This is a genomic window from Cupriavidus pauculus (assembly GCF_008801835.1).
GTDB classification, from domain to species: Bacteria; Pseudomonadota; Gammaproteobacteria; order Burkholderiales; family Burkholderiaceae; genus Cupriavidus; species Cupriavidus pauculus.
In genome coordinates this window covers 64,490-87,897 of the sequence record NZ_VZOW01000006.1, presented here as the reverse complement: position 1 = coordinate 87,897, position 23,408 = coordinate 64,490, and the positions used below count along the sequence as shown (strand labels likewise).

Annotated in this window: 23 protein-coding genes; 10 read left to right on the top strand and 13 right to left on the bottom strand. The window is 64.5% G+C overall.

Annotation, left to right across the window (positions count from 1 at the left end):
* Nucleotides 1–13 precede the first annotated feature (13 nt).
* Nucleotides 14–1,072 (bottom strand): aminoglycoside phosphotransferase family protein, encoded by a 1,059-nt coding sequence (locus F7R19_RS09390; RefSeq protein WP_150980088.1) that lies wholly within the window; start codon nucleotides 1,070–1,072, stop codon nucleotides 14–16.
* Nucleotides 1,073–1,254: 182 nt separating this feature from the next.
* On the opposite strand from F7R19_RS09390, the gene F7R19_RS09385 reads away from it, so the two are divergent.
* Genes F7R19_RS09385 through trpS form a run of 5 tightly spaced genes read left to right on the top strand, consistent with a single transcriptional unit; the run spans nucleotide 1,255 to nucleotide 8,241 of the window.
* Nucleotides 1,255–3,732 carry an LPS-assembly protein LptD gene (locus tag F7R19_RS09385; protein ID WP_150980087.1) on the top strand — a complete coding sequence of 826 codons (2,478 nt, stop codon included), beginning with the start codon at nucleotides 1,255–1,257 and terminating at the stop codon, nucleotides 3,730–3,732.
* Between the two features lie 9 nt (nucleotides 3,733–3,741).
* Nucleotides 3,742–5,214, top strand: a complete 1,473-nt coding sequence (locus tag F7R19_RS09380) for a peptidylprolyl isomerase (RefSeq protein ID WP_061954801.1) — start codon at nucleotides 3,742–3,744, stop codon at nucleotides 5,212–5,214.
* 18 nt (nucleotides 5,215–5,232) lie between these two features.
* Entirely contained in the window at nucleotides 5,233–6,321 is a 1,089-nt protein-coding gene (gene pdxA, locus F7R19_RS09375; RefSeq protein WP_150980086.1) for a 4-hydroxythreonine-4-phosphate dehydrogenase PdxA, read from the top strand.
* Nucleotides 6,322–6,324: 3 nt separating this feature from the next.
* A complete protein-coding gene (rsmA, locus tag F7R19_RS09370; RefSeq protein WP_150980085.1) occupies nucleotides 6,325–7,167 on the top strand; it encodes a 16S rRNA (adenine(1518)-N(6)/adenine(1519)-N(6))-dimethyltransferase RsmA in 843 nt (280 codons plus the stop codon).
* Between the two features lie 45 nt (nucleotides 7,168–7,212).
* Nucleotides 7,213–8,241, top strand: coding sequence for a tryptophan--tRNA ligase (trpS, locus tag F7R19_RS09365; RefSeq protein WP_061954808.1), 1,029 nt, complete (start codon nucleotides 7,213–7,215; stop codon nucleotides 8,239–8,241).
* A gap of 73 nt (nucleotides 8,242–8,314) precedes the next feature.
* Here trpS and F7R19_RS09360 read toward each other — a convergent pair whose 3' ends face one another.
* From F7R19_RS09360 to F7R19_RS09315, 10 genes are all read right to left on the bottom strand, one after another.
* Nucleotides 8,315–9,220, bottom strand: a complete 906-nt coding sequence (locus tag F7R19_RS09360; protein WP_150980084.1) for a DMT family transporter — start codon at nucleotides 9,218–9,220, stop codon at nucleotides 8,315–8,317.
* A gap of 11 nt (nucleotides 9,221–9,231) precedes the next feature.
* Entirely contained in the window at nucleotides 9,232–9,639 is a 408-nt protein-coding gene (gene gloA, locus F7R19_RS09355) for a lactoylglutathione lyase (RefSeq protein ID WP_061954812.1), read from the bottom strand.
* 182 nt (nucleotides 9,640–9,821) lie between these two features.
* Nucleotides 9,822–10,694 (bottom strand): M48 family metallopeptidase, encoded by an 873-nt coding sequence (locus tag F7R19_RS09350; RefSeq protein WP_150980083.1) that lies wholly within the window; start codon nucleotides 10,692–10,694, stop codon nucleotides 9,822–9,824.
* Nucleotides 10,691–11,452, bottom strand: a complete 762-nt coding sequence (locus F7R19_RS09345) for a lysophospholipid acyltransferase family protein (RefSeq protein WP_150980082.1) — start codon at nucleotides 11,450–11,452, stop codon at nucleotides 10,691–10,693. Before F7R19_RS09345 ends, F7R19_RS09350 begins: the two co-directional genes overlap by 4 nt.
* Nucleotides 11,449–12,063 carry a D-glycero-beta-D-manno-heptose 1,7-bisphosphate 7-phosphatase gene (gene gmhB / locus F7R19_RS09340; RefSeq protein WP_061954818.1) on the bottom strand — a complete coding sequence of 205 codons (615 nt, stop codon included), beginning with the start codon at nucleotides 12,061–12,063 and terminating at the stop codon, nucleotides 11,449–11,451. The genes F7R19_RS09345 and gmhB overlap by 4 nt, the downstream gene beginning before the upstream one ends.
* Nucleotides 12,064–12,092: 29 nt before the next feature.
* Nucleotides 12,093–14,216, bottom strand: a complete 2,124-nt coding sequence (gene glyS / locus F7R19_RS09335) for a glycine--tRNA ligase subunit beta (RefSeq protein WP_150980081.1) — start codon at nucleotides 14,214–14,216, stop codon at nucleotides 12,093–12,095.
* A gap of 30 nt (nucleotides 14,217–14,246) precedes the next feature.
* A complete protein-coding gene (locus tag F7R19_RS09330; protein WP_061954821.1) occupies nucleotides 14,247–14,879 on the bottom strand; it encodes a hypothetical protein in 633 nt (210 codons plus the stop codon).
* Entirely contained in the window at nucleotides 14,876–15,823 is a 948-nt protein-coding gene (gene glyQ / locus F7R19_RS09325; RefSeq protein WP_061954823.1) for a glycine--tRNA ligase subunit alpha, read from the bottom strand. Before glyQ ends, F7R19_RS09330 begins: the two co-directional genes overlap by 4 nt.
* A 446-nt stretch (nucleotides 15,824–16,269) precedes the next feature.
* On the bottom strand, nucleotides 16,270–17,919 hold the full coding sequence (gene lnt / locus F7R19_RS09320; RefSeq protein ID WP_150980080.1) for an apolipoprotein N-acyltransferase: 1,650 nt from the start codon (nucleotides 17,917–17,919) through the stop codon (nucleotides 16,270–16,272).
* Nucleotides 17,916–18,803 carry an HlyC/CorC family transporter gene (locus F7R19_RS09315; protein WP_061954826.1) on the bottom strand — a complete coding sequence of 296 codons (888 nt, stop codon included), beginning with the start codon at nucleotides 18,801–18,803 and terminating at the stop codon, nucleotides 17,916–17,918. The genes lnt and F7R19_RS09315 overlap by 4 nt, the downstream gene beginning before the upstream one ends.
* A gap of 395 nt (nucleotides 18,804–19,198) precedes the next feature.
* On the opposite strand from F7R19_RS09315, the gene F7R19_RS09310 reads away from it, so the two are divergent.
* From F7R19_RS09310 to F7R19_RS09295, 5 genes are read left to right on the top strand one after another with little or no spacing between them, the layout of a single operon-like run.
* Nucleotides 19,199–19,585 (top strand): hypothetical protein, encoded by a 387-nt coding sequence (locus F7R19_RS09310; protein ID WP_150980079.1) that lies wholly within the window; start codon nucleotides 19,199–19,201, stop codon nucleotides 19,583–19,585.
* On the top strand, nucleotides 19,582–20,154 hold the full coding sequence (locus F7R19_RS09305; RefSeq protein WP_150980078.1) for a DUF6402 family protein: 573 nt from the start codon (nucleotides 19,582–19,584) through the stop codon (nucleotides 20,152–20,154). Before F7R19_RS09310 ends, F7R19_RS09305 begins: the two co-directional genes overlap by 4 nt.
* Before the next feature lie 5 nt (nucleotides 20,155–20,159).
* Complete coding sequence (locus F7R19_RS30605; protein WP_407648714.1) at nucleotides 20,160–20,444, top strand: DUF6402 family protein; 285 nt, start codon at nucleotides 20,160–20,162, stop codon at nucleotides 20,442–20,444.
* 44 nt (nucleotides 20,445–20,488) lie between these two features.
* Entirely contained in the window at nucleotides 20,489–20,887 is a 399-nt protein-coding gene (locus tag F7R19_RS09300; RefSeq protein WP_150980077.1) for a hypothetical protein, read from the top strand.
* A gap of 19 nt (nucleotides 20,888–20,906) precedes the next feature.
* On the top strand, nucleotides 20,907–21,368 hold the full coding sequence (locus tag F7R19_RS09295) for a hypothetical protein (protein WP_150980076.1): 462 nt from the start codon (nucleotides 20,907–20,909) through the stop codon (nucleotides 21,366–21,368).
* Nucleotides 21,369–21,660: 292 nt separating this feature from the next.
* Here the strand turns inward: F7R19_RS09295 and ybeY are convergent, their stop codons facing one another.
* Nucleotides 21,661–22,404 carry an rRNA maturation RNase YbeY gene (gene ybeY / locus F7R19_RS09290; protein WP_150980075.1) on the bottom strand — a complete coding sequence of 248 codons (744 nt, stop codon included), beginning with the start codon at nucleotides 22,402–22,404 and terminating at the stop codon, nucleotides 21,661–21,663.
* A gap of 2 nt (nucleotides 22,405–22,406) precedes the next feature.
* On the bottom strand, nucleotides 22,407–23,402 hold the full coding sequence (locus F7R19_RS09285; protein WP_150980074.1) for a PhoH family protein: 996 nt from the start codon (nucleotides 23,400–23,402) through the stop codon (nucleotides 22,407–22,409).
* Nucleotides 23,403–23,408: the final 6 nt, after the last annotated feature.

Here is a 23,408-nt window from a genome sequence, read left to right as displayed (position 1 = left end):
GATGGGTCACGGCTCAGAATGTGAGCCCGGTGGGGCGTTCAGTGCCTTCCAGCGCGTCGAGCAGGCGCACCAGCTTGCGCATTTCCGAATAGCGGCCGGCCACATTGCGCGTGTACTTCAGCACCAGCGGCAGGTTGGCGAGATAGCCGTCCTTGCCGTCGCGATGGTACAGGCGCGCAAAGATGCCCAGCACCTTGAGGTGCCGCTGCAGGCCCATCCATTCGAAATCGCGATAGAAGTCGCCGAAATCGGCCGTCACCGGCAGCCCGGCGCGGCGCGCGCGTTCCCAATAGCGGATCAGCCAATCGAGCTGCTGTTCTTCTTCCCACTCGATATAGGCGTCGCGCCACAGCGATACGGCGTCATAGGTAATCGGACCGATCACGGCGTCCTGGAAATCGAGGATGCCCGGGTTGGGCCCCACGCTGGCGCCTTCGGGCAGCACCATCAGGTTGCGCGAGTGGTAGTCCCGGTGCACGTAGACCTGCGGCTGGGCCAGGTTGTTGGCCAGGATCGCGTCGACGACCTCGCGCAGGTCGGCCTGCTGGCGCTCGTCGAGGGTCACGCCGAGATGCTTTGCCACATACCACTGCGGGAACAGGTCCAGTTCGCGCGTCAGCAGCGCGCGGTCGTACGCGGGCAGTTCGCCGGGGCGCGTGGCCAGCTGGATCTGCACCAGCGCTGCCGCGGCGTCCGCGTACAGCTGGCGCGCCGACGGCTCGTCCAGGCGCGAAAGATACGTCTGGCTGCCCAGATCAGCCAGCAGCAGGAAGCCTTGCGCCAGATCCTGGGCCAGCACCGTCGGCACGGTCACACCGGCGTCGCCAAACAGTTTGGCGACATGGATGAACGGGCGGCAGTCCTCGTGCGCCGGCGGGGCGTCCATGACGATCGCGGTCGGATGCGCCGGATGCCCCGTGCGCACGCGGAAATAGCGTCGAAAGCTCGCGTCGGCCGATGCGGGAGCGCACGAATCCGGGTCGATCGACCAGGCCGCGCCAAGTCCGGCGACCCACGTTTTGAGTTGTTCGATGCGCGGGTCGTGGCCCGGGTCGAGAATAAGTGCTGCCATGCCGGAAAGGGAGAATACGATGCCCCGTATAATACCCGACCAGACCCGGGCGCCGGGTGGCCCTCGGGAGGGGCCTTTGTCGCTCCGCAGCCCGCTTTGGCATTGGGCTTTGGAGCTGCCGGCAGCCGTTTTCCGTGCCGCCGCACAAGCGCCCGCCGCCGAGCCGACCGATAACCGTTTGCATGACCGAACAACGACGATCACCGCATCATCCGGCCACCCGACCGCCTGCGCTGGCGGGCCAGCCCCGTCGCGCGTGCGCGCCAGCCAGCGCCTTGCGGCCGCTCGTGCTGGCCATGGCGGGACTTTCGGTCAGTGCGCACGCGCAGTATGGCGCGGGATCCGCGATTCCGAATATCGATCTGGCCGAACCGGTCGTGACGCAGAGCGCCGAGCCGCCCCCGCCGCCGCCCGAATCGGGCGAACTGGTGCCGCGCCTGGCCGAGCCCAAGCCGCGTCCGGCCACCGGCGGCAGCACCCTGGGCGTCACGCCCTCGTCCACGCCGTCGAATCCCAATGCGCCGGCCTATGTGTCCGGCGACCGCATGACCGGCTACAACGAGAAGGGCGTCGAACTCGAAGGCAATGCGGCGCTGCGCCGCGATGGCGCCGTGGTCAAGGGCGACAAGCTGACCTACGACCAGGACACCGACGAAGCCCACGCCACCGGCAATGTGCGCCTGTCCAAGGGCGGCACGCTGGCGGTCGGGCCGGCAGCGCGCATGCGCATCCAGGCCAACGAGGGCTACATGCTGTCGCCGGACTACTATTTCCAGCAGACCGGCGGCTCCGGCAGCGCGGAGCGCGTGGATTTCCTGGATCCGGATCGCAGCACGCTCAAGAAGGCCACCTACACCACGTGTTCGCCCGATAACGCCGACTGGTACTTCAGCTCGCGCAAGCTCGACCTGGACAGCGACCGCGAAGTGGGCGTCGCGTATGGCGGCGTGCTGCACTTCTTTGGCGTGCCCGTGGCCGGCGCGCCCGCGTTCTCGTTCCCGCTCAACGACGAACGCCGCAGCGGCGTGCTGCCCCCGCTGATCGGCTACGGGTCGAAGTCGGGGCTGGACATGACGGTCCCGTATTACTTCAACCTGGCGCCGAATCGCGACCTGACGCTGTATCCGCGCATCCTGTCGTCGCGCGGCGTGCAACTGGGCGGCGATTACCGTTATATCGGCGACGGCTACGCCGGACGGATCCGCGCCGAGCTGCTGCCCGACGACAAGAAGGCCGACCGCGACCGCTGGGCCTACTCGATCCAGCATTCGCAGCGGATCATTCCGGGCATGACGGCGTATGCCAACGTCAGCAAGGTTTCGGACGACCAGTATCCCGACGACCTGACGCGTAGCGTGTCGCAATCGACGTTGCGGCAGTACACGCAGGAGGGCGGCGTAATCTACAGCTGGCAGGATTTCACGTTCATGGCGCGGGTGCAGAAGTTCCAGACGCTGCGCCCCAGCGATCCGTCCTACGAGCGTGAACCGCAGTTGAATGCGAAGTACACGCGCTACGACCTCGGCGGTTTCGACATCTCGGTCGACACCGACTACACGCGCTTCAAGATTCCGCTGCTGAATTCGTCCGGCGCCCAATTGCCGGAAGGCAGTCGCGCCTATTTCCAGCCGACGATCAGCTATCCGGTGATTCGTCCGGGCTGGTACGTGACGCCGAAGGTGATCTTCAACGCGGCGCAGTACAACATGGATGCGGGCACCAACACCCCCGGTGCGCCGAATACCCTGAGCCGCACGATTCCAACGGTCAGCCTCGATTCGGGGATGACGTTCGAGCGCGACGCACCGGGCATCAGCAAGCTGTTCGGCGTGAACTACACGCAGACGCTGGAACCGCGCCTGTTCTATGTCTACACGCCGTTCCGCGACCAGAGCGCATTCCCGCTGTTTGACACGGTGCAGTCAGATTTCAGCTACGGGCAGATTTTCAGCGAGAATCCGTTCAGCGGGAATGACCGGATTGCGGACAACAACAAGCTGACCGCCGGCCTGACCACGCGCCTGATCGAATCCGAGACCGGTGTCGAGCGTTTCCGCGGCACGATCGCGCAGCGCATCGATTTCACCGGCCAGCGCGTGCAGATCAACGGCACCTTGCAGGACACCAAGCCGACATATTCCGACTTGCTGGCCGCCACGACGATTCAGATGTTCCGCGGCTATTATCTCGACGCCGGCATCCAGTGGAATCCGGATCAGAATCGTGTCAATTACTCGAACGTCGCATTCGCATGGCGGCCGGAATCGCGCAAGCTGCTGAACGTCGGCTATCGTTATCGCAGGCCGACTTCGGTGACCGACAACACCGCCATCGACCAGTTCGAGATGTCCGGCCAGTGGCCGATCACCCAGCGCACCTACGGCATTGGCCGTGTGGCGTTCGACAAATCGGCCAACCAGCTCGTGGATGCGCTGGCCGGTCTGGAATACGCGGCCGATTGCTGGGTGGGCCGCGTTGTTTACCAGCGCTTCCGCAACACCACCAACGGATACACCGGCCGGATCTTCCTGCAGGTGGAATTCCGCGGCCTGTCCAAGGTGGGTTCCAATCCGCTGGACATGCTGCGGTTGAACGTACCGGGCTACGAACCGGTCACGGCACGTCCTGTGCCTACGTCTCCGTACGATCACTATGAATGACGGACCAAGATGAAACGTCAAGCCTTTTCCGGGTTGTCCCGCCTGAATTCCTGGCAGCCGCTGCTGCTTTCGGCGCTCCTCGTCACGCTGGCGGCGCCGGCTTCCGCGCAGCTGCGCGCGCCGGGAGGCAGCTCCCGCACGCAGGGCATCTTCCTGCCGCAATCGGGCCAGAGCAGCACCGTGGCGCCCAGCCAGCCGCAGCTTGGCGTGCCCCAGCCGGCGCAGAAGCGCTCGCAACTGGTGGACGAAGTCGTGGCGGTGGTCAACAACAGCGTGATCACGCGCCGCGAGCTGCTCGATCGCGCCGACGAGCTTGAAAACCAGATGCGCGCGGCCAACCGGCCGATCCCCGAGCGCGCGGATCTGCTTGGCGAAGTGCTCGAACGCCTGGTGATGGAACGCGTGCAGACGCAGGCCGCGCAAGAGGCCGGCATCAAGGTGACCGATCAGGAAGTGGATCGCGCGATCGAATCGGTGGCGCAGCAGAACAAGATGTCGGCCACCGAACTGCGCAGTCGCGTCGAGGCAAGCGGCATGACGTGGACGAAGTATCGCGACGAGCTGCGCAAGCAGGTGCAGGTGATCCGGCTGCGCGAGCGCGAAGTCGATTCGAAGGTGCAGGTCTACGACGGCGAGATCGACAACTTCCTGGCCGCGCGCAGCGGGCAGTCGGCTGCCGTCGGCCCGGCGGAATACAACGTTCAGCAGATTCTGGTGCGGGTGCCCGAGGACGCCTCCGACGCGCAGAAGGCGCAGTTGAAGGCCAAGGCCGAGGGGCTGCTCAAGCAGGCCCAGGGCGGCGCCGATTTCAGCGAGCTGGCCAAGTCGAATTCCGAGGCGCCCGAAGCCGCGCAGGGCGGCTCGCTGGGCTTTCGCGAGATCGGCCGCCTGCCGGCCGTGTTCGCCAATGCTGTGGTCGATCTGCAGCAGGGCGCCATTGCGCCGGAAGTGGTGGAATCCGCCAACGGCTATCACGTGATCAAGCTGGCCGCCAAGCGCACCGCGCCCGCCGCGCAGTCGGCCGCAACCGACCACATCACCCAGACGCAGGTGCGCCATATCCTGATCCGCACCGGCCCGAACATGCCGGAAGCCGAAGCGCGCCGCCAGATGGCGACGATCCGCGACCGCATCACGCATGGCGGCGACTTTGCCGATGCGGCGCGCCGCTATTCGCAGGACGGCTCGGCGTCGCAGGGTGGCGAGCTGGGGTGGGTGTCGCCGGGCGAGCTGGTGCCCGAGTTCGAACAGGCGATGAACCGCCTGCGTCCGGGCGAAATCTCCGATCCCGTGGTCTCGCAGTTCGGCGTGCACCTGATCCAGGTGGAAAACCGCCGCGAGACGGAAGTCTCCGCGGAGAAGCAGCGTGATTTCGCACGTCAGGAAGTGCGCGAACAAAAGCTGCGCGCCGCCTATGATGACTGGGTGCGTCAGCTGCGCAGCGCGGCGTACGTGGAATACCGTATCAACCGCCAGCGCTGATCCGCTGCCGACTTCGCCATGCCCGACCCTTCACCTGCCGCCGCGCCGCTGTCCCTGGCCATCACCACCGGCGAGCCCGCCGGCATCGGCCCCGATATCACGATCGGGGCGCTGCTGCAGCTTGCCGGCCATCATGGCGCGCCCGGCGCGGGCAACCAGGGGCGCGGCAACGGCTGCCGCTTCCATGTGATCGGCGATGCGCGACTGCTGTCGCAGCGCGCCGAGGCGCTGGGCGTGGCGCATGCGTGGAACCGGCGCATTGCCGATGGCGATGTGATCGTCGAGGACATCGCGCTGGGCGTGGACTGCGAGGCGGGGCATCTGGACGCGCGCAACGGCCGCTATGTGCTGGCGCTGCTCGATGCCGCCATCGATGGCCTGCAGGCGGGCCGCTATGCGGCGATGATCACGGCGCCAGTGCAGAAAAGCACGATCAACGATGCCGGCGTGCCATTCACGGGCCACACCGAATACCTGGCCGAACGCGCCGCCGTGCCGCGCGTGGTGATGATGCTGGCCGGGCCGCAGCCCGCGCACGACAACGCCATGCTGCGCGTGGCGCTGGCCACCACGCACCTGCCGCTGCGCGCGGTGCCCGATGCGCTGACCATTCCGATGCTGGTGGAGACGCTGCGGATCGTCGATCACGATCTGCGCCGCCATTTCGGCATCGCGCGGCCGCGCATCCTGGTCACCGGCCTCAATCCGCATGCCGGAGAAGCGGGCCACATGGGCCGCGAGGAAATCGACGTGATCATGCCCGCGCTGGCGCAGGCGTGCGATGCCGATATCGACGCACGCGGCCCTTATCCGGCCGATACGCTGTTCCAGCCGCGCCACCTGCGCGATGCCGATTGCGTGCTGGCGATGTACCATGATCAGGGCCTGGGCCCGCTCAAGTACGGCACTTTCGGTCACGGCGTCAATGTCACGCTGGGCCTGCCCTTCATCCGCACATCGGTGGACCATGGCACCGCGCTCGATCTGGCCGGCACCGGCCAGGCCGAGCACGGCAGCATGATAGAAGCCATCCGCTGTGCCATTACCATGGCCGGTCATGCCAGCGGGCGCCACGACAACGGCGCGCCCGCCAATGGCCGCCACTGACTTATGCGTTCAAATGTGCACCAGGGCCACGTCGCCCGCAAACGATTCGGGCAGAACTTCCTGGTCGATGACGGCATCATCTACGGCATCGTCAATGCGATCGATCCGCAGCCAGACGACATCGTGGTCGAAATCGGCCCGGGGCTCGGCGCGCTGACCGATCCGCTGCTGGAGCGCCTGCCGAGCTTGCAGGTGGTCGAGCTCGACCGCGATCTGGTCGAGCGCCTGCGCCGCCGCTACAGCGACCGCATCACGGTGCATGCCGGTGATGCGCTCGCGTTCGATTTCGCCCGGCTGCAGCAACCGGGCCGCGCGCTGCGCATCGTCGGCAACCTGCCGTACAACATCTCGAGTCCGCTGCTGTTCCACCTGATGGACTTTGCCGATCACGTCCGCGACCAGCATTTCATGTTGCAGAAGGAAGTTGTGGAGCGCATGGTCGCCGGGCCGGGCAGCAAGTCGTTCGGCCGCCTGTCGATCATGCTGCAGGTCCGTTATCACATGGAACACGTGCTCGATGTTCCGCCCGCGTCGTTTAACCCGCCGCCCAAGGTCGATTCCGCTGTGGTGCGGATGATTCCGTGGCCGCGCGCCGAAGATGGCTCGCTGCGCTCGCCGTATCCCGCGTGCGACGCCAGCGTGCTGGGCGATGTGGTGACCGCCGCGTTTTCGCAGCGCCGCAAGGTGTTGCGCAATACGCTGTCCTTTCTGCGCGATCAGGTCGACTTCGACGCGCTTGGCTTCGACCTTGGCCGCCGCGCCGAGGAAGTGGCCGTGGCCGAATACGTCGAACTGGCGCGCATCGTTGGCAAGAATGCCGTGCCGCCCGCGCTCGGCGCGGCGTGATGGCCGAAACCGTTTCCTGAATACCCTGAAGTCTTAGCGACGCTCATGACAGACCAGACAAAGACCGATACGCGTCCCGTCATCCTGACGGGAGATCGTCCCACCGGACCGCTGCACCTGGGCCACTACGTTGGCTCGTTGAAGAGCCGCGTGAGCCTGCAGGATTCGCACAAGCAATATGTGCTGCTGGCCGACACGCAGGCAATGACCGACAACGCACACGATCCGGACAAGGTCCGGCGCAATGTGCTGGAGGTCGCGCTGGACTACCTGGCCGTCGGCATCGACCCGGCCAAGACCACGATCACGGTGCAGTCGCATTTGCCGGCGCTGGCCGAGCTGACGCTGATGTATCTGAATTTCGTTACCGTGTCGCGCCTAGAACGGAATCCGACGATCAAGGAAGAAATCCAGGCGCGCGGGTTTGGCCGCGATATCCCGGCCGGCTTCCTCTGCTATCCGGCGTCGCAGGCGGCCGACATCACCGGCTTCAAGGCCGTGCTGGTGCCGGTGGGCGAAGACCAGGCGCCGCTGATCGAGCAGACCAACGAGATCGTGCGTCGTATCAATCATCAGGTGGGCCGCGATGTGCTGCCCGAAGCCGCCGCGCTGATCCCCAAGCACGGGCGCCTGCCCGGCGTCGACGGCAAGGCCAAGATGAGTAAGTCGCAGGGCAACGCGATTCCGCTCGGCGCGTCGCCCGACCAGATCCGCGAGGCCGTGCACAAGATGTACACCGACCCGAATCACCTGAAGGTGTCCGATCCCGGCCAGGTGGAGGGCAACGTGGTGTTCACGTACCTGGATGCGTTCGATCCGAATGTCGAGGAAGTGCAGGCGCTGAAGGAACACTACCAGCGCGGCGGTCTGGGTGACATGGTGCTCAAGCGCCGCGTCGAAGGCGTGCTGCAGGAACTGCTGCGGCCGATCCGCGAGCGCCGCGAACAACTGGCGCAAGATCCGGGCTATGTGTTCGACATCCTGAAGAAGGGTACGGCCGAGGCGCGCGAACTGACCCAGCAGACGCTGGACGAAGTGCGCGGCGCGCTGGGCATGTTCTCGTTCCCGAAGTAAAGCGCGGCGCGTGGCCGCCATTCCCGCTCTTGCGTGCGCGCCAGAGCGGGCGCACGCAAGGCGGGGCACCCGCTTACGCCTTGCGGTTCACCAGCACGATTCCCAGCAGCACCAGCACGGCCGCCACGGCAAACCGCACGCCGACCTGATCGTGCATCAGCAACACGCCGAATGCCACGCCGAACAGCGGCGTGAGAAACGAAAATACCGATAGGCGCGACGCCAGATACTGGCGCAATAGCCAGAACCAGATCAGATAACTGGCAAAGGCGATCAGCACCGATTGGTAGAACAGACTCGCTACCACGATCCCGGTGATTTCCACGCGATGCGCCTGCCCCGCGGCCAATGCCATCACGAGCAGCAATAGCGCCGACACCCCCAACTGATATAGCAGCGTCTTGCTGGCCGGCGCATGCGACAGTTTGCTGCCGCGCACGACGATGGTGGTGGCGGCCCACAGCGCGCCCGCTACCACGCCCAATGCATCGCCCAACAGGGTGCTGCCATGCGTGGAGGTTGCAACGATGCCGTCGGCGAACGCCAGCGCCATGCCGAAGAACGCCAGCACCACGCCCAGCCACTGGCCGCGATGCAGGTGCTCGCCGGGCACGAACAGATGCAGGCCCAGCGCGGTGAAGATCGGCGCGGTATAGAGGAAGACGGCCATCCGCGATGCGGTGGTGTGGCCCAGTCCGACAAAGATGCAGAAGAATTCCGCGCCAAACAGCACGCCGGCAACGAGCCCCGCGCGCAGCGTGCCGTCACGTTCCCAAAGCGGCGTGCCGCGCAATGCGGCGAAACCGAACACCAGCAACGCCGCGATCGCGGAGCGCACGCCGGCCTGCAGCACGGCGCCCATCAACGGGGCGGTGACCTTGATCACCACCTGCTGGAGTCCCCATGCGGCGCACAGCAGCACCATCAGTCCGATGGCCGTGCCGTCCAGCGGGCGCCTTGTTATGGTTTGCGTGCTCATTACCCGTCCGTTCAGGGACGAGCAGCGTCGCGCGTGGAATGACGTTCGATGAGTTCGATCTTGTAGCCGTCCGGATCTTCCACGAACGCGATCACGGTCGTGCCGCCCTTGACGGGACCGGCTTCGCGCGTGACCTTGCCGCCCGCGGCGCGGATGCGCTCGCAGGCCTCGGCCGCATTCGGCACTTCCAGCGCGATATGACCGTAGGCCGTGCCCAGTTCGTACTTGTCGACGCCGTAGTTGTAGGTCAGCTCCAGCACGGCGGTTTCCGATTCCGGTCCGTAGCCGACAAAGGCCAGCCGGTACTTGTATTCGGGATTGTCGCTTTCGCGCAGCAGTTGCATGCCCAGCACGCGCGTGTAGAAATCGATCGAGCGCTGGTAGTCGCCAACGCGCAGCATGGTGTGGAGAAGTCGCATATGGGGCCTTTACCTTTACCTGAGTCAGGTTGTGATGACTGCGAAGGCCAGTATTCTATTCCGCCTGGCGTGAACGCGCCGCGACAGCCGCCGCGTGCGATCCGGGCGGCCCATGCGCATCGATCGGCCGCCGCCTTGCGGCGTGCGGCGAGCGCGCCCGGAAGCCAGCTAGCCGGGGAAGCTCAGAAGGTGGGAAGCAGTTCGGGCGGATGCGCACGCAGCTGGGCGCGCGCGTCGCGGAATTCGGGGAAGATCGATTCCACGGTTTCCCAGAAGCGCGGGCCGTGGTTCATTTCCTTGAGATGCGCCAGTTCATGCGCGGCCACGTAGTCGATCATCGATAACGGGAAATGCATCAGGCGCCAGTTCAGCCGGATCTTGCCATCGGCGGTGCAACTGCCCCAGCGCGTGGCGGCCGACGTCAGCGCGAAGCCCGTATGGCGCACGCCAAGCTTGCTCGCATAGAGTTCGAGCCGTTCGGACAGCAGGCGGCGCGCCTGGTGTTGCAGCCATCCCTGCACGCGATCCTTGATCTGCTGCTCGTCGGCATGGCCAGGCAGCGCGAGGTGCAACACGCGCGTATCGGCCTGGAACAGCAATGCGCCGACCGGCGAATCGAGCTGCAGCGTGATCGGTTTGCCCAGGAAGGGCAGCGTCGCGCCGTCGCGCCATTGCACGGTGGGCAACACACGGCGCGCTTCGCGATGGCGCCATTCGCCGAGCTTGGCGAAGATCCAGCGCTGTTTTTCGACGATGGCCGCCTCGACATCGGCCAGCGTGACCCAGCGCGGCGCGGTGATCGACAGCCCGCGATCGTCGACGGTGAAGCCGATGGTGCGCCGCGACGAGCGCTTGAGCGCGTAATGGAGCGTGCGTTCACCGATCTGCAGCATGCGGCCGTTGGGCAGCGCCGGCGGCCACACGTCGGCGCTGGGCGCGGCCGGATCGGCCTGGGGCGCGAGCAGGTTTTGCGGCGCCTGTGCGGCAGGCGCGGGCTCCGCCAGCGGCAGTTCGAGCTGCGCGTTGGGGTCGGCGGTGGGGCGCAGCAGCTTCATGCGGTGGTCTGGCTTCTTGCGTGACGATAGCTTTCCGGATCGATGCGCCGCATTTCGGCCTCGATCCACGCCTCGACTTCTTGGTTCAGCACATCGGCGGTCTTGTTGGCCGACGGAATTGCGTCGCCGATCGAAATCGTGATGGTGCCGGGATACTTCAGGAACGAGTTGCGCGGCCAGTAGCGGCCCGAATTGACCGCCATCGGAAAGACCCACGCGCCGGTTTCCACCGCGAGCCGCGCGCCGCCGCTTTTGTAGCGTGGATTCTCCGCGCCCGAGCGCGTGCGCGTGCCTTCCGGAAACATGATGATCCACGCACCTTCGTTGAGCCGTTCGCGCCCCTGGCGCGCGGCCGAGGCGAACGCGCGCGTGCCGTCCTTGCGGTTGATGTGGACCATCTTGAGCATGCCCAACGCCCAGCCGAAGAACGGCACGAGCAGCAGTTCGCGCTTGAACACAAAGCACAGCGGCTTGGGCATCAGCGCGACGTAGGCGATCGTTTCCCATGCCGACTGATGCTTGGACAGCAGCACCACGGGCTTGTCCAGCATTGCCATCATCTTTTCCATGCCCTCGATGCGGTAGCGGATGCCGCAGATCAGGCGGGCGGCCCCGATCACCAGGCGCGGCCAGCCGCGCACGAAGCGAAAGCGGTTTTCCGCGTTCATGAACGGGAAAACGATGAAGCACGCGCATGCGTAAGGCGGCGTCAGGATCAGCAGGTACAGCGCGAACAGCAGGGAGCGGATAAAGGTCATCGGTCGGGACCGGAATTCATGGAATGGGCGCCGGCGTTGGCTGCTGGCGCCTTATGGGCGCTCTCTGCAATCAGCCATCGTGCGAAGGCGGCCAGATCGTCATGCACGCGCGTGCCGGCGGGCAGTCCGCCCTGGGCCAGCGTCTTCGCGCCCTTGCCGGTGCGCACCAGGTGCGGAATGCAGCCGACCGCCACGCCGGCGTCGAGGTCGCGCAGCGAATCGCCGACCACCGGCACCATGCGCAGCTCGATGCCGAAGCGTTCGCCGATCTGCTCGAACAGGCCCGACTTGGGCTTGCGGCAGTCGCAGTTGTCGGCGGCGGTGTGCGGGCAGAAAAAAACCGCCTCGACGCGCCCGCCCAGATTGGCCAGCGCCTTGTACATCTTCTCGTGCATGGCGTTGAGCGCGCTCATCTCGAACAGCCCACGGCCGATGCCCGACTGGTTGCTGGCGATCGCGACGCGATAGCCGGCCTGGTTCAGCATGGCGATGGCTTCGAGGCTGCCCTCGATCGGCACCCATTCATCGGGCGTCTTGATGAACTGGTCGCTGTCCAGGTTGATCACCCCGTCGCGATCGAGGATGACGAACTTCGGTTGGGCCTGTGGCATGGTGCGCTCCGATGCGGCGTGATGACAGCTTAGGACGCCAGCTTCGAAATGTCTGCCACGCGATTGGCCAGACCGTGCAGCGTGGCCAGCAGCGCCAGCCGGTTGGCGCGCAGCCGTGCGTCCTCGGCCATCACCATGACGTCGTTGAAGAAGCGGTCCACGGCGTCGCGCAGCTGGGCCAGGTCGCGCAGCGCGGCGGTGAAGTCGCCGCCCGCAAAGGCCGCTTCCACGCCCGGGCGCACGCGCTCGATGGCTTCGTACAGCGCGCCTTCGGCGGCTTCCTGGAACAACGACGCATCGACCTGGCCGATCGCCTCGTCGGTCTTCTTCAGGATATTGGTGATGCGCTTGTTGGCCGCGGCCAGCGCTTCGGCCGCGGGCAGCGCGGCGAACGTGCGCACGGCTTCCATGCGCGCCAGCACGTCGTGCAGCGATTGCGGACGCAGGCTCACAACCGCTTCCACCTCATTGGTGGTGTAGCCCTTTTCCTTCAGGTAGCCGCGCAGGCGGTCGTAGAGGAAGTCGGCGATGGCGTCGCGCGACGGCTTCACGGCGGCGATGCCGGCGAACGCCTGGCCGGTCAGATCGAGCAGCGTGTCGATCGACACGGCCAGCGGCTTTTCGATCAGCATGCGCAGGATGCCCAGCGCGTGGCGGCGCAGCGCGAACGGGTCTTTCTCGCCCGTGGGCTGCAGGCCGATGCCCCAGATGCCGACCAGCGTTTCCAGCTTGTCCGCCAGTGCTACGGCCGTGCTGACGTTGCCTTGCGGCAGTGCGTCGCCGGCAAAACGCGGACGGTAGTGTTCGGAGCAGGCCAGCGCCACGTCCTCGGCCTCGTCGTCATGGCGCGCGTAGTAGGTGCCCATCGTGCCTTGCAGCTCGGGGAATTCTCCCACCATGTCGGTCAGCAGATCGGCCTTGGCCAGTTCCGCACCGCGCATTGCGGCGGCCTTGTCGGTCGCGGCGCCGGCGGCGTTCATCGCATCGGCGATATGGCCGGCGATCTGCTGCAAGCGCTGCACGCGGTCCAGCTGGGTGCCGATCTTGTTGTGATAGACCACGTTGGCAAGCAGCGGCACGCGCGATGCCAGCGTCTTCTTGCGATCCTGGTCGAAGAAGAACTTGGCGTCGGCCAGGCGCGGACGCACCACGCGCTCGTTGCCGGAGATGATCGATTCCGGCGTGTCGGTGGCCAGGTTCGAGACGATCAGGAAGCGGTTGCGCAGATGGCCGGCGGCGTCGGTCAGCGCGAAGTACTTCTGGTTGGTCTGCATGGTCAGGATCAGGCATTCCTGCGGCACGGCGAGGAACGCTTCCTCGAAGTGGCACGGGTACACCACCGGCCATTCGACCAGGGAATTCACTTCGTCGAGCAGCGCGTCCGGCATCACCACCTGATCCGCGCCAGCTTCCTTGAGCAGCGCGCTGCGGATGCGCTCGCGGCGCTCGGCGTAGCTGGCCACTACGTGGCCTTGCGATTCGAGCTGCGCGGCGTACTCGGCGGCATGGGCGATCTCGATCGCGCCCTGCGACAGAAAGCGGTGGCCTTGCGTGACGTTGCTGGCCGGCAGGCCGAGCACCGATACCGGCACGATTTCCGCGCCATGCAGCGCGATCAGGCTGTGGGCCGGGCGCACGAAATGCACGGTCGTGCCGTCCGGGCGCTGATAGCTCATGACCTTCGGAATCGGCAGCTTGCCCAGCGTATCGTCCAGCGCCGCCTGCAGGCCGTCGGCCAGCGTCGCGCCGCGCGCGGTGTAGCGGTAGAAGAACGCGTCGGCCTTGCCGTCCGAGGCGCGCTCCAGCGTTTGCCAGTCGATCTCGGCCACGCCGACGGACTTGGCCAGTGCCGCGAGCTTCTTGGCCAGCGGGGCGGTGGGTGCGCCGCTGGCGTCGAGCGCCACGGTCACGGGCAGCACCTTCTCGCGTTGCTCGCGGTCCGGCGCGGTCTTGCGCACGCCGGTGACCAGCGCGGCCAGCCGGCGCGGCGTGGCGTACGGCGTCACGGCGGCGCCGGCGTCGAGCAGGTCGCGTGCGCCGAGGCCATCGAACAGACCTTGCGCGAAGGCCTCGCCCAGACGGGCCAGCGCCTTGGGCGGCAGTTCTTCGGTGAACAGTTCGATCAGCAGCGAATCGGTCATGGGTTGCGACATGAATCTATCCAACAGGTATGGGCGCGCGCGTCAGCAGCGCGGCGCGAGATTGGGTTCCACGCCAGACAGCAGCCACAGGCCGTTCTGCTGGCGGAATTGCAGCGTGGTGTAGGCGCATTGCGCCACCGCGCCGGAAGCGCCGCGGGAGCCCGCGGCTGGAAAACGTGCGTCGATGCGCTGCGCGCGGCGGTCGTAGCGGATTTCGTCGATCCGTCCGCCGACAAAGAAATCGATCTTCTGCGGTAACTGCGACGCCGAATAGTAGGTGCGCACGGAGCGGCGCGGGCGGCCGTTATGCTCCTCCCACTCGACCCACTGCAGCGGATAACGGATCGCGCTTTCGTACGCGCGCAGCGGCACGCGGTGCCAGCCGATATCGCGCGAGCCAGACAGATCGCACGAGAACGAGCGCACCAGCTGCGTCCATTGATCGATCGCGTTGAGCGACGGGCGCCAATGCCGCGTGATGGCTTGCTGCAGCGCCTGCGAGTCGGCCTCGCAGATATTGGTCAGATCCGCCGGCAGGTAGAGCGCCTGGGGCGCGGGCGCGGCTGCCGCGCGCGCCGCCGCATGGGCTGCGCCCGCCAGCGGCAGGCCCGCCGGTACGGCCAGCGGCAACACAAACGCGGCGAGCGCGAACGCGCCGCGCACGCGCGCCATCATGAACGGGCTCCGCACATCGGGAAGCCAAGCGCCTCGCGTGAATCGTAATAGGCTTGCGCCACCTGGCGCGACAGATTGCGGATGCGGCCGATATATGCGGCGCGCTCGGTGACCGAGATGGCCCCGCGCGCGTCGAGCAGATTGAACGTGTGGGCCGCCTTGAGTACCTGCTCGTAGGCGGGCAGCGCCAGGCGCGTGTCGTTGGTCTTCGGCGTGCCGTCCTCGTTCTTCTCGCCGGTATCGCCCATCAGGCGTTTGGCTTCGCCTTCATGTTCGGCGAAATGGCGGAACAGGATCTCCGTGTTGCTGTGCTCGAAGTTGTATGTGGATTGTTCCACCTCGTTCTGGTGATAGACGTCGCCGTAGGTAAGCCGGCGCGTGACGCCGTTTTCTTCCCACTCGGTCCACACCAGGTCATAGATGTTCTCGACCTTCTGAAGGTACATCGCCAGGCGCTCGATGCCGTAGGTGATTTCGCCAGTGATCGGCTTGCAGTCGATGCCGCCGACCTGCTGGAAGTACGTGAACTGCGTCACTTCCATGCCGTTGAGCCAGACCTCCCAGCCCAGGCCCCAGGCGCCGAGCGTGGGGTTTTCCCAGTCGTCCTCGACAAAGCGGATGTCGTTCTGCTTCAGGTCCAGCCCCAGCGCTTCGAGCGATCCCAGGTACAGCTCGAGGATGTTCTCGGGCGCGGGCTTGAGCACCACCTGGTACTGGTAGTAGTGCTGCAGCCGGTTGGGATTCTCGCCATAGCGGCCGTCCTTGGGCCGGCGCGACGGCTGCACGTAGGCGGCGCGCCAGGGCTCCGGGCCGATCGCGCGCAGGAACGTGTGCACATGCGACGTCCCCGCGCCGACCTCCAGATCGATCGGTTGCAGCAACGCGCAACCCTGCCGGTCCCAGTAGGCCTGCAGGGTGAGAATCATTTGTTGGAAGGTCAGCATAAGAAGACGAATGAGAAAGCCGGCAGGCAAGTGCGCGATACGTCTCGCGACGGAATTGCCAAACCTTGAATTCTATCGGGTTTTTGCTCCGGCTCAGCCGCGAGGCGGCAGGAAATACAGGGGGCAGGGCACGGAATATGCATGCTCGCGGTGTCGGCGCGGCGCAACGGGTCGGGTAAATCCTGACATGGGTTTCAGAACCGTCTGATACGTGCCGATACCATTTTTGGATACAGTGCAAGCATGCAGCCACGCATGAAAATCAAACGGCTGCAAGCCGGATCGCAAGGCCCAGGGGTCCCAGGCGCAAAAACTGCAATGCGATCCGGAGGATTTCGATAACTATTTTTGGGGATTGGTCATGTCGCTGCTGTCTCGCAAACCTTATATCGTCGCCCTCGCAGTGATGGCCGCCGCGGCCGCCGTGTCGCTGGCAAGCTCGCTGGTCAGCTAGGACGCCGCGCCCGGCGCGCGCGCCAGGCCAGCAACAAGACCAGCGCGCTGCCCGCCAGGGCCGGCACGTTGCCCCAGCGGATATACGGTGTCAGCCCCTGCATGCCTTGCACGGTGGCGCTCAGCGTGCCGATCTCGAACGTCGGCAGCTTGGCCTGGACGCTGCCGTCCGGCCTGACCACCGCCGTCATGCCCGTATTGGTGGCGCGCAGCATCGGCCGGCGCATTTCCAACGCGCGCATGCGCGAGATCTGCAGATGCTGGTCCAGCGCAATGGTGTCGCCAAACCAGGCCAGGTTGGTCACGTTGGCCAGCATATTGGCTGGCGTGGCCTGCTGCCGCAGCGTGGTGGCGATCTCCTCGCCGAACAGATCCTCGTAGCAGATGTTCGGCGCCACATGGATGCCGCGCACCGGGACGGCCGGCTGGTCCAGCGTGCCGCGGCGGAAATCGCCCAGCGGCATCTTCATCATGTCGACGAACCACCGGAAACCAAACGGGATGAATTCGCCGAACGGCACCAGATGATGCTTGTTGTAGCGGTAGAGCTGTTCCTGTTCCGGGCCGATGGCAAACACGCTGTTGGTGAAATCCACCGGTGAATCGGCGCCCGCCGCACCAAAGATGACGGTCGTGCCGGTCCTCTCCATATATGCGCGCACCGCCTTGGCGATGTCGATCGGCAATTCCTGCAGGATCACCGGGAACGCAGTCTCGGGCGTGACCACGAGGTCGGCCGGTTCCGCCGTAATCAGGTCGCGATACAGTTCCAGCGAGCGCTGGATGCCGGCCGGTTCGAACTTGATGTCCTGGGCGACGTTCCCCTGTAAGAGACGCACATGGATCGGTTTGCCAGTCGGCGTCGTGTAGGCGATCGGAGCGAGTGCCGCGCCGCCGCCCAGCACGCCGGCAACGATGACCGCCGACGCGGCGGCCAGCGAGCGTGCACCGTGGCGCTGGCGCCGCCGCCATGCCCCGATGCCGACAACCAGCAGGCCCGACGCGCTGGCCGCCAGGAAGGTAATGCCGTAGACGCCGACCAGCGGCGCAAAGCCGGCGAGCGGACCGTCGGTATGCGCATAGCCGCTACCTAGCCACGGAAAGCCCGTGAAGACCACGCCGCGCAGCCATTCGGACAGCGCCCATGTGGCGCCGAACGCCAGCGCCGCCAGAATGCCGGCGTCTGAGCGTGCGGTCAGCCAGCGCCATGTGCCAGCTGCCAGCGCTGGCCAGATCGACAGGTAGCCGGCAAACAGCACCACCGCCAGCGCAGCCATCCATGCCGGCATTTCGCCATAGACGTGCATGCTGATGTAAAGCCACCAGATACCCGACAGAAACCAGCCCAGCCCGAAGGCAAAACCCGTGGCCGCAGCGGTGCGCGGGCGCGGAGCATCGGCGATCAATGCCACAAGACCGGCCACCGACAGAATCTGCAGCCACCACCAGTCGTGCGGCGCAAAAGCCTGCGTGTGCGCTACGCCCAGCACGGCTGCGATCAGCAGGCGATAGACAAGACCCCTGCGTGAGGCGCTGCCGAATGGATCGGCGGCCAGCGGGTCCGTGGCGGAGCGTGCTGGAAGGCCAGGCGGTAGATCGGCGCGACGGTTGCCCACGGCGTCGGGCGTGCCGACACGCTTCATGCCTCAGCCAGGCCGTTTGGTTCGGCCGGCGCTTCGCGGCGCACCAGCAGCAGATGGACCTGCCGCGCATCGGCGCGCAACACTTCGAAGCGGATCGGCGGCAGTGTGATCACCTCGCCGCGATGCGGGACGTGGCCAACGTGGTTAGTCAGGAGGCCGCCGACGGTGTCGACATCGTCATCGGGAAAGGCCGTGCCAAACGCTTCGTTGAACTGTTCGATCTCGGTCAGTCCGTGCACGCGCCAGGCGCCGTCGGCGGTGGGCAGGATATTGTCCTGGTCTTCATCGAGGTCGAATTCATCCTCGATATCGCCCACGATCTGTTCCAGCACGTCTTCTATCGTGACAAGCCCCGCCACGCCGCCGTACTCGTCGACAACGATCGCGATGTGGTTGCGGTTGATGCGGAATTCGCGCAGCAGGATGTTCAGGCGCTTGGATTCCGGGATGAACACCGCCGGGCGCAAGGTCTCGCGCAGGTCGAAATTCTCGTCGGTGTAATAGCGCAGCAAATCCTTGGCCAGCAGGATGCCGATGATGTTGTCGCGATTGCCCTCGTACACGGGAAAGCGCGAGTGCGCGGTCTGCTGCATGTACGGGATAAAGCTTTCCGGCGCATCGGCGATATTGACCGCGTCCATCTGGGAGCGGGGCACCATGATGTCGCGCGCGGTCAACTCGGAAACCTGGAACACGCCCTCGATCATCGACAGCGAATCTGCGTCGATCAGGTTGCGCTCATGCGCATCCTGCAACACTTCCAGCAGTTCAGCGCGCGTGTCGGGTTCGGGGGAGATGAAATCTGAAAGACGTTCGAGAAGGGATCTGGGGCGATCCGTCTGCTTGTGGTTGGCAGATTTCGAACTGGGGTAAGGGTCGTTCATGTCGCGGCTAGCGCGTGGTGGAGAGTGATTGAAGGATACACGAAAAGGCTGAACTGGCCGGGGTGGGCGGTGGGCGGGTTTCAGGGCCCATTTGCGCGGTATCGGTTACATATTTAATGAAAATGTGATTGGCGCTGCATCGTCAGTTGAGTTGACTGCTGGTTTCCGTATCGACCACAGAGGCGATGGTGGGAATCTACTACGCAGCAGTCGAAGACGATCCGCTGGATAGCGGTGCCGGAAGCCGGGTCTTTCCCGGCGCCTCGCACAGCACCATCGAAGGTGAGGACGGCCGCCCGCGCAGGTTGGCGCTGCTTGGGGATCAGGCATGGTGCGACGCCTGTCGGAGCGCGGGCCCAATCGCCAGGGCGCCCGGGTCGCCGCAGAGAAACCGGATGATTGACTTCACGGCAGGAGGAGCGCGCCAGGCGCTGGGCGGCGACCTCGTGCTCTGCAAATGCGCGCGTCATCCCCGGATCACTCCTGTGTACGGGCGGCGTTGGATGGTTAATCCCGATGTCGGAGCAGCGCAGGGTGGCTTTTCGTCCGGTTTCGATCGGGAACGTGCGTCCCAATCAACCGCCTTTGACGAGCATTTCGTCATTCACAGCCGCGAGACCGGGCTGCCTGCGGCGGGCTTTGCATGGTGCGTTCGCACCGCGTCCGGAGATCTCGAAGGTGTCACCTTGGCCGACGGCACGACTGCCGCGGCGTGCGGCAGCGCGCCGGAGGCGGTGTCGCTGATCTATCTGGTGCAAACGGAGATGGGAATTCGGCCATGAGCGTAGCGACTTCGATATTGAGTCCGGTGAGCAATCGGCAAGGAAAGGTGGTCGAGGCGGACGTGATGTATCTCGACGAGATTCCCGTTGCGATGGACCGGATGGGATGGCGGGTGTCCGCGGCCCTGATGCGTCGATGGTTTTCGACGAAGCCGGCTTGGGCGATGCCTGCTCACCTGAGGGGCGAAGACGCAGGGGATCCTCGATTACTACCAGCAAGTCAAGTTGATAGCCAGATAGTAAAGATGAAGTGGCTTCTTGAGTTTCCGCGTGTCGTCCCTGTATTTGAGGATCTTTGCCAGGGTTGGAACACAAAAAATGGACGAGACCAACTTGTTAAGCATTTGAAAAAAGCTGGATGGTCTCCGGGCAAGCAGATCAAGCTAGGGTATGGCCTGGAAAATGCATGGGAGCTCGATAGGACCTGCCAGGTGAATTACAGGACTTTCGGTTCGTATTTCGATACGCTAGACGATCTCTTTGGGGCGATATTCAATGCCACGTTGAAGCTTGCGCTTGTGGGGAAAACATCCCGTGGGATATTTTCGAATAAAGTATATTCGAAATAGAGCGCATGGGCGTCTACGTTCGCGATACCTACGACTTCAATGCGCGAAGATATGAGGATGAATTATTCGGGCTGGGTATCTGGAGTCGAAAACGGTGTCTCACCAAGCTTGAGATAGCGAAATACAAGTCGTACTCCAATGAATTGAGAGCCGGGGAATTTCCAGGCTTTGTTCCAGTGAAAAATACCGATTTTCGTCGGTGGCAGCATGCCAGAAATGAGGGTGGCGATTTCTATGTTTTTTCGGACGTCATATGGTTGCCGGCTAATGTGAAATACGTTGCGCTCTAGCACACCGCGCGAATAGCGTCGCAGTTAGGGAAGGATTGCAAACGATGAGCGTAAAACTAAAATGGTTAGCGGCTGGTATTTTGTTTTGTGCGGTTGCCTATGGCACTTATTGGTGGTGGAAGCAAGGTGAGCCGTTTGGCGGCCGCTGCTACAGCCCGAATCATGATTACTACGTGCAGCGATATCAGAACCTGAACCTCATCGCGCTGCTTGTTGGCATTGGGATGCCAGGACAAGGCAGCGACAGCTTTGTCGGCTACTCCCGCCTGTATGACAGAAAGGGAAAACTGATGCACGAGATATTTGGCGACCTTGTTCATGGGCCGAGCCCTCTCTGGCTCGATACGGAGGTTACCCTCTATGCCGGCAATGACTACGACGTTGTTCAACTACCGACTACGGTCGGCGAAATTCCCATCGGCTACTACGGCGACTGCTACTAGGACGAGGTATGAATTTCTATTGCGGCTCGGATCGGCTGATTTATTTTGTGATCGCTGCAATCTCATTGCTGCGATGAAAATATTCGGAGCACTTGGAAAAAAGAAGATAGCAGTCACCGCAGCGATGCTCATGCTCGGTTTGTACCTCATCTGGAAACCTGGCACCCCACTCGGCGACCGCTGCTATAGCCCAAATCATGACTATTTTATCCAGCAGTACCAGAACATCAACTTGTGGGCGCTGGCCGTCGGTTTTGGAATGCCGGGTCAGGTCAGCGACAACGGCGTAGGCTATGCGCGGTTATACAATAAGGAGGGCCGTCTATTAAACGAACGCCTTGTCAACCTACAACATGGACCATTTCCCCGTTGGGGGGATAAGGAGGTCTATTTTCTGGGAGATGACAGCGAAGAGTGGGTTCTGCCCTCGTCGGCCGGAAGACCGAGTCATAGGAGTCGCGGTGTTTCGGGTTGTTACTAGGCGTGCTCTGCTGCAGGTGGCGCAGAATCACTCGTTAATCTCGGTCACTATGAGGGCCCCCTCTGGGTCGACCGTGGTGTGGTCTATCTGGGAGAGGGTGATGAGAGCGTAAAATTGCCGTCTTCCCCAGGAAGTACACCAGTTGGCGTGTTCGGGAATTGCTATTGAATCGACACGTCGCTATCGCATCATTGGACTGATGCTGCTCTTACGCCCTGCGACGTCCCCACGTCGCAGCGCATACAAAAACGGCCAGCGCAGTGCCCGAGTAGCCCCGGGGCTATCGCGACCTTTACTTCACCTGATACGGATCCGGATACCCCAGCGCCTGCATCGTCTCCGTCTCGATCGCCTCCATTTCCTCGGCCTCGGCGTCGTCGTCGTGCTCGTAGCCCTGCGCGTGCAGCACGCCATGGACGATCAGGTGCGCGTAGTGTGCTTCCAGCGCCTTCTTCTGCTCGCGCGCCTCGGCTTCCACCACCGGGCAGCACAGCACGATATCGCCGCTGACCGGATCGTCGGCGTTTTCCGCGTAGGCGAAGGTCAGCACATTGGTCGCGTAATCCTTGCCGCGGTACGTGCGATTGAGCGTTCGGCCTTCCTCTTCGTCGACAAAGCGCACGGTCAGCGCCGCGTCAGCGTATAGCGCCGACTTGACCCACTTCTGGATCTGCTTGCGTGAAGGCAGTCCCTCGCGCTTTGCCATGCCGTCGCCAATCTGGACATCGAGTTCGAATTCCGGCGGCGTGGCCGGCGTGCCGGTGGTGGTCACGATCGGCGTGGCGGTCACGGCCACCGAGAGCGCATCGGCATTGTCAGGGCGCACCAGCAAGCCGGCCTGCTGATGCGTGTCGGTATGTTCGGCCAGCAGGGCCACCACGCCGTCGCCGGCTTGCGACAGGTCCAGCGTCAGGCTGCGGCCATCGGCAAGCTGGATGCGCAGCGCGTGCGCCGAGGCCTTGCGTGCGCGGCCGTTGCCGTCGAAGAGGACCAGGCTGGCGGTCTGCGGGGTGGTCTTCGGGTGCTTCTTGGTCAAGATCAGGCGTCCTTGTGCTGGGCGTGGAATTCGTCATAAGCCTCGATGATGCGGGCCACCAGCGGATGGCGCACCACGTCGATGCTGGAAAAGCGCGTGAACGACACGCCGCGCACGTCGCGCAACACGTGCTGCGCCTCCACCAGACCGCTTTTCTGGCCGCGCGGCAAGTCGATCTGCGTGGTGTCGCCGGTGATCACGGCCTTCGAACCGAAGCCGATCCGGGTCAGGAACATCTTCATCTGTTCCGGCGTGGTGTTCTGGGCTTCGTCGAGGATGATGAACGCGTGGTTGAGCGTGCGGCCGCGCATGTACGCAAGCGGCGCGATCTCGATCATCTGGCGCTCGAACATCTTCTGCGTGCGATCGAATCCGAGCAAATCGTACAGGGCATCGTACAGCGGGCGCAGGTACGGATCGACCTTCTGGGCAAGGTCGCCAGGCAGGAAGCCGAGGCGTTCTCCGGCCTCGACGGCGGGACGCGTCAGCACGATGCGCTTGACCGTGTCGCGCTCCAGGGCGTCCACCGCGCAGGCCACCGCCAGGTAGGTCTTGCCGGTGCCGGCGGGACCGATGCCCAGCGTCAGGTCGTGCGACAGGATGTTGCGCAGATAATCGCGCTGCATCGCCGTGCGGCCCTGCAGGCCGGCGCGGCGGGTGTGCAGCACCGGCGATTCGTCTTCCACGCCCGGCGCGGCATCGTCGTCGTTGTCGGGCAGATAGGCCCCGTGCGCGGCGATCTGGCGCGCTTCCACCAGTCCGAGCTGCACATCGTCGATCGACAGCGCCACGCGCGCGTTGTTGTAGAAACGTTCCAGCGCCAGCGCGGCGTCCTGTGCGCGATCGCCGCGCACGGTCATGCGATGGCCGCGGCGCTGGATCGTCACGTCGAGCGCCTGCTCGATCTGGCGCAGGTTTTCATCGAGCGGCCCGCACAGGTTCTGCAGGCGTGTGTTGTCGTCCCTGGGTGCGACGAATTCTGCGGTTGGAATCTTCATATGGCC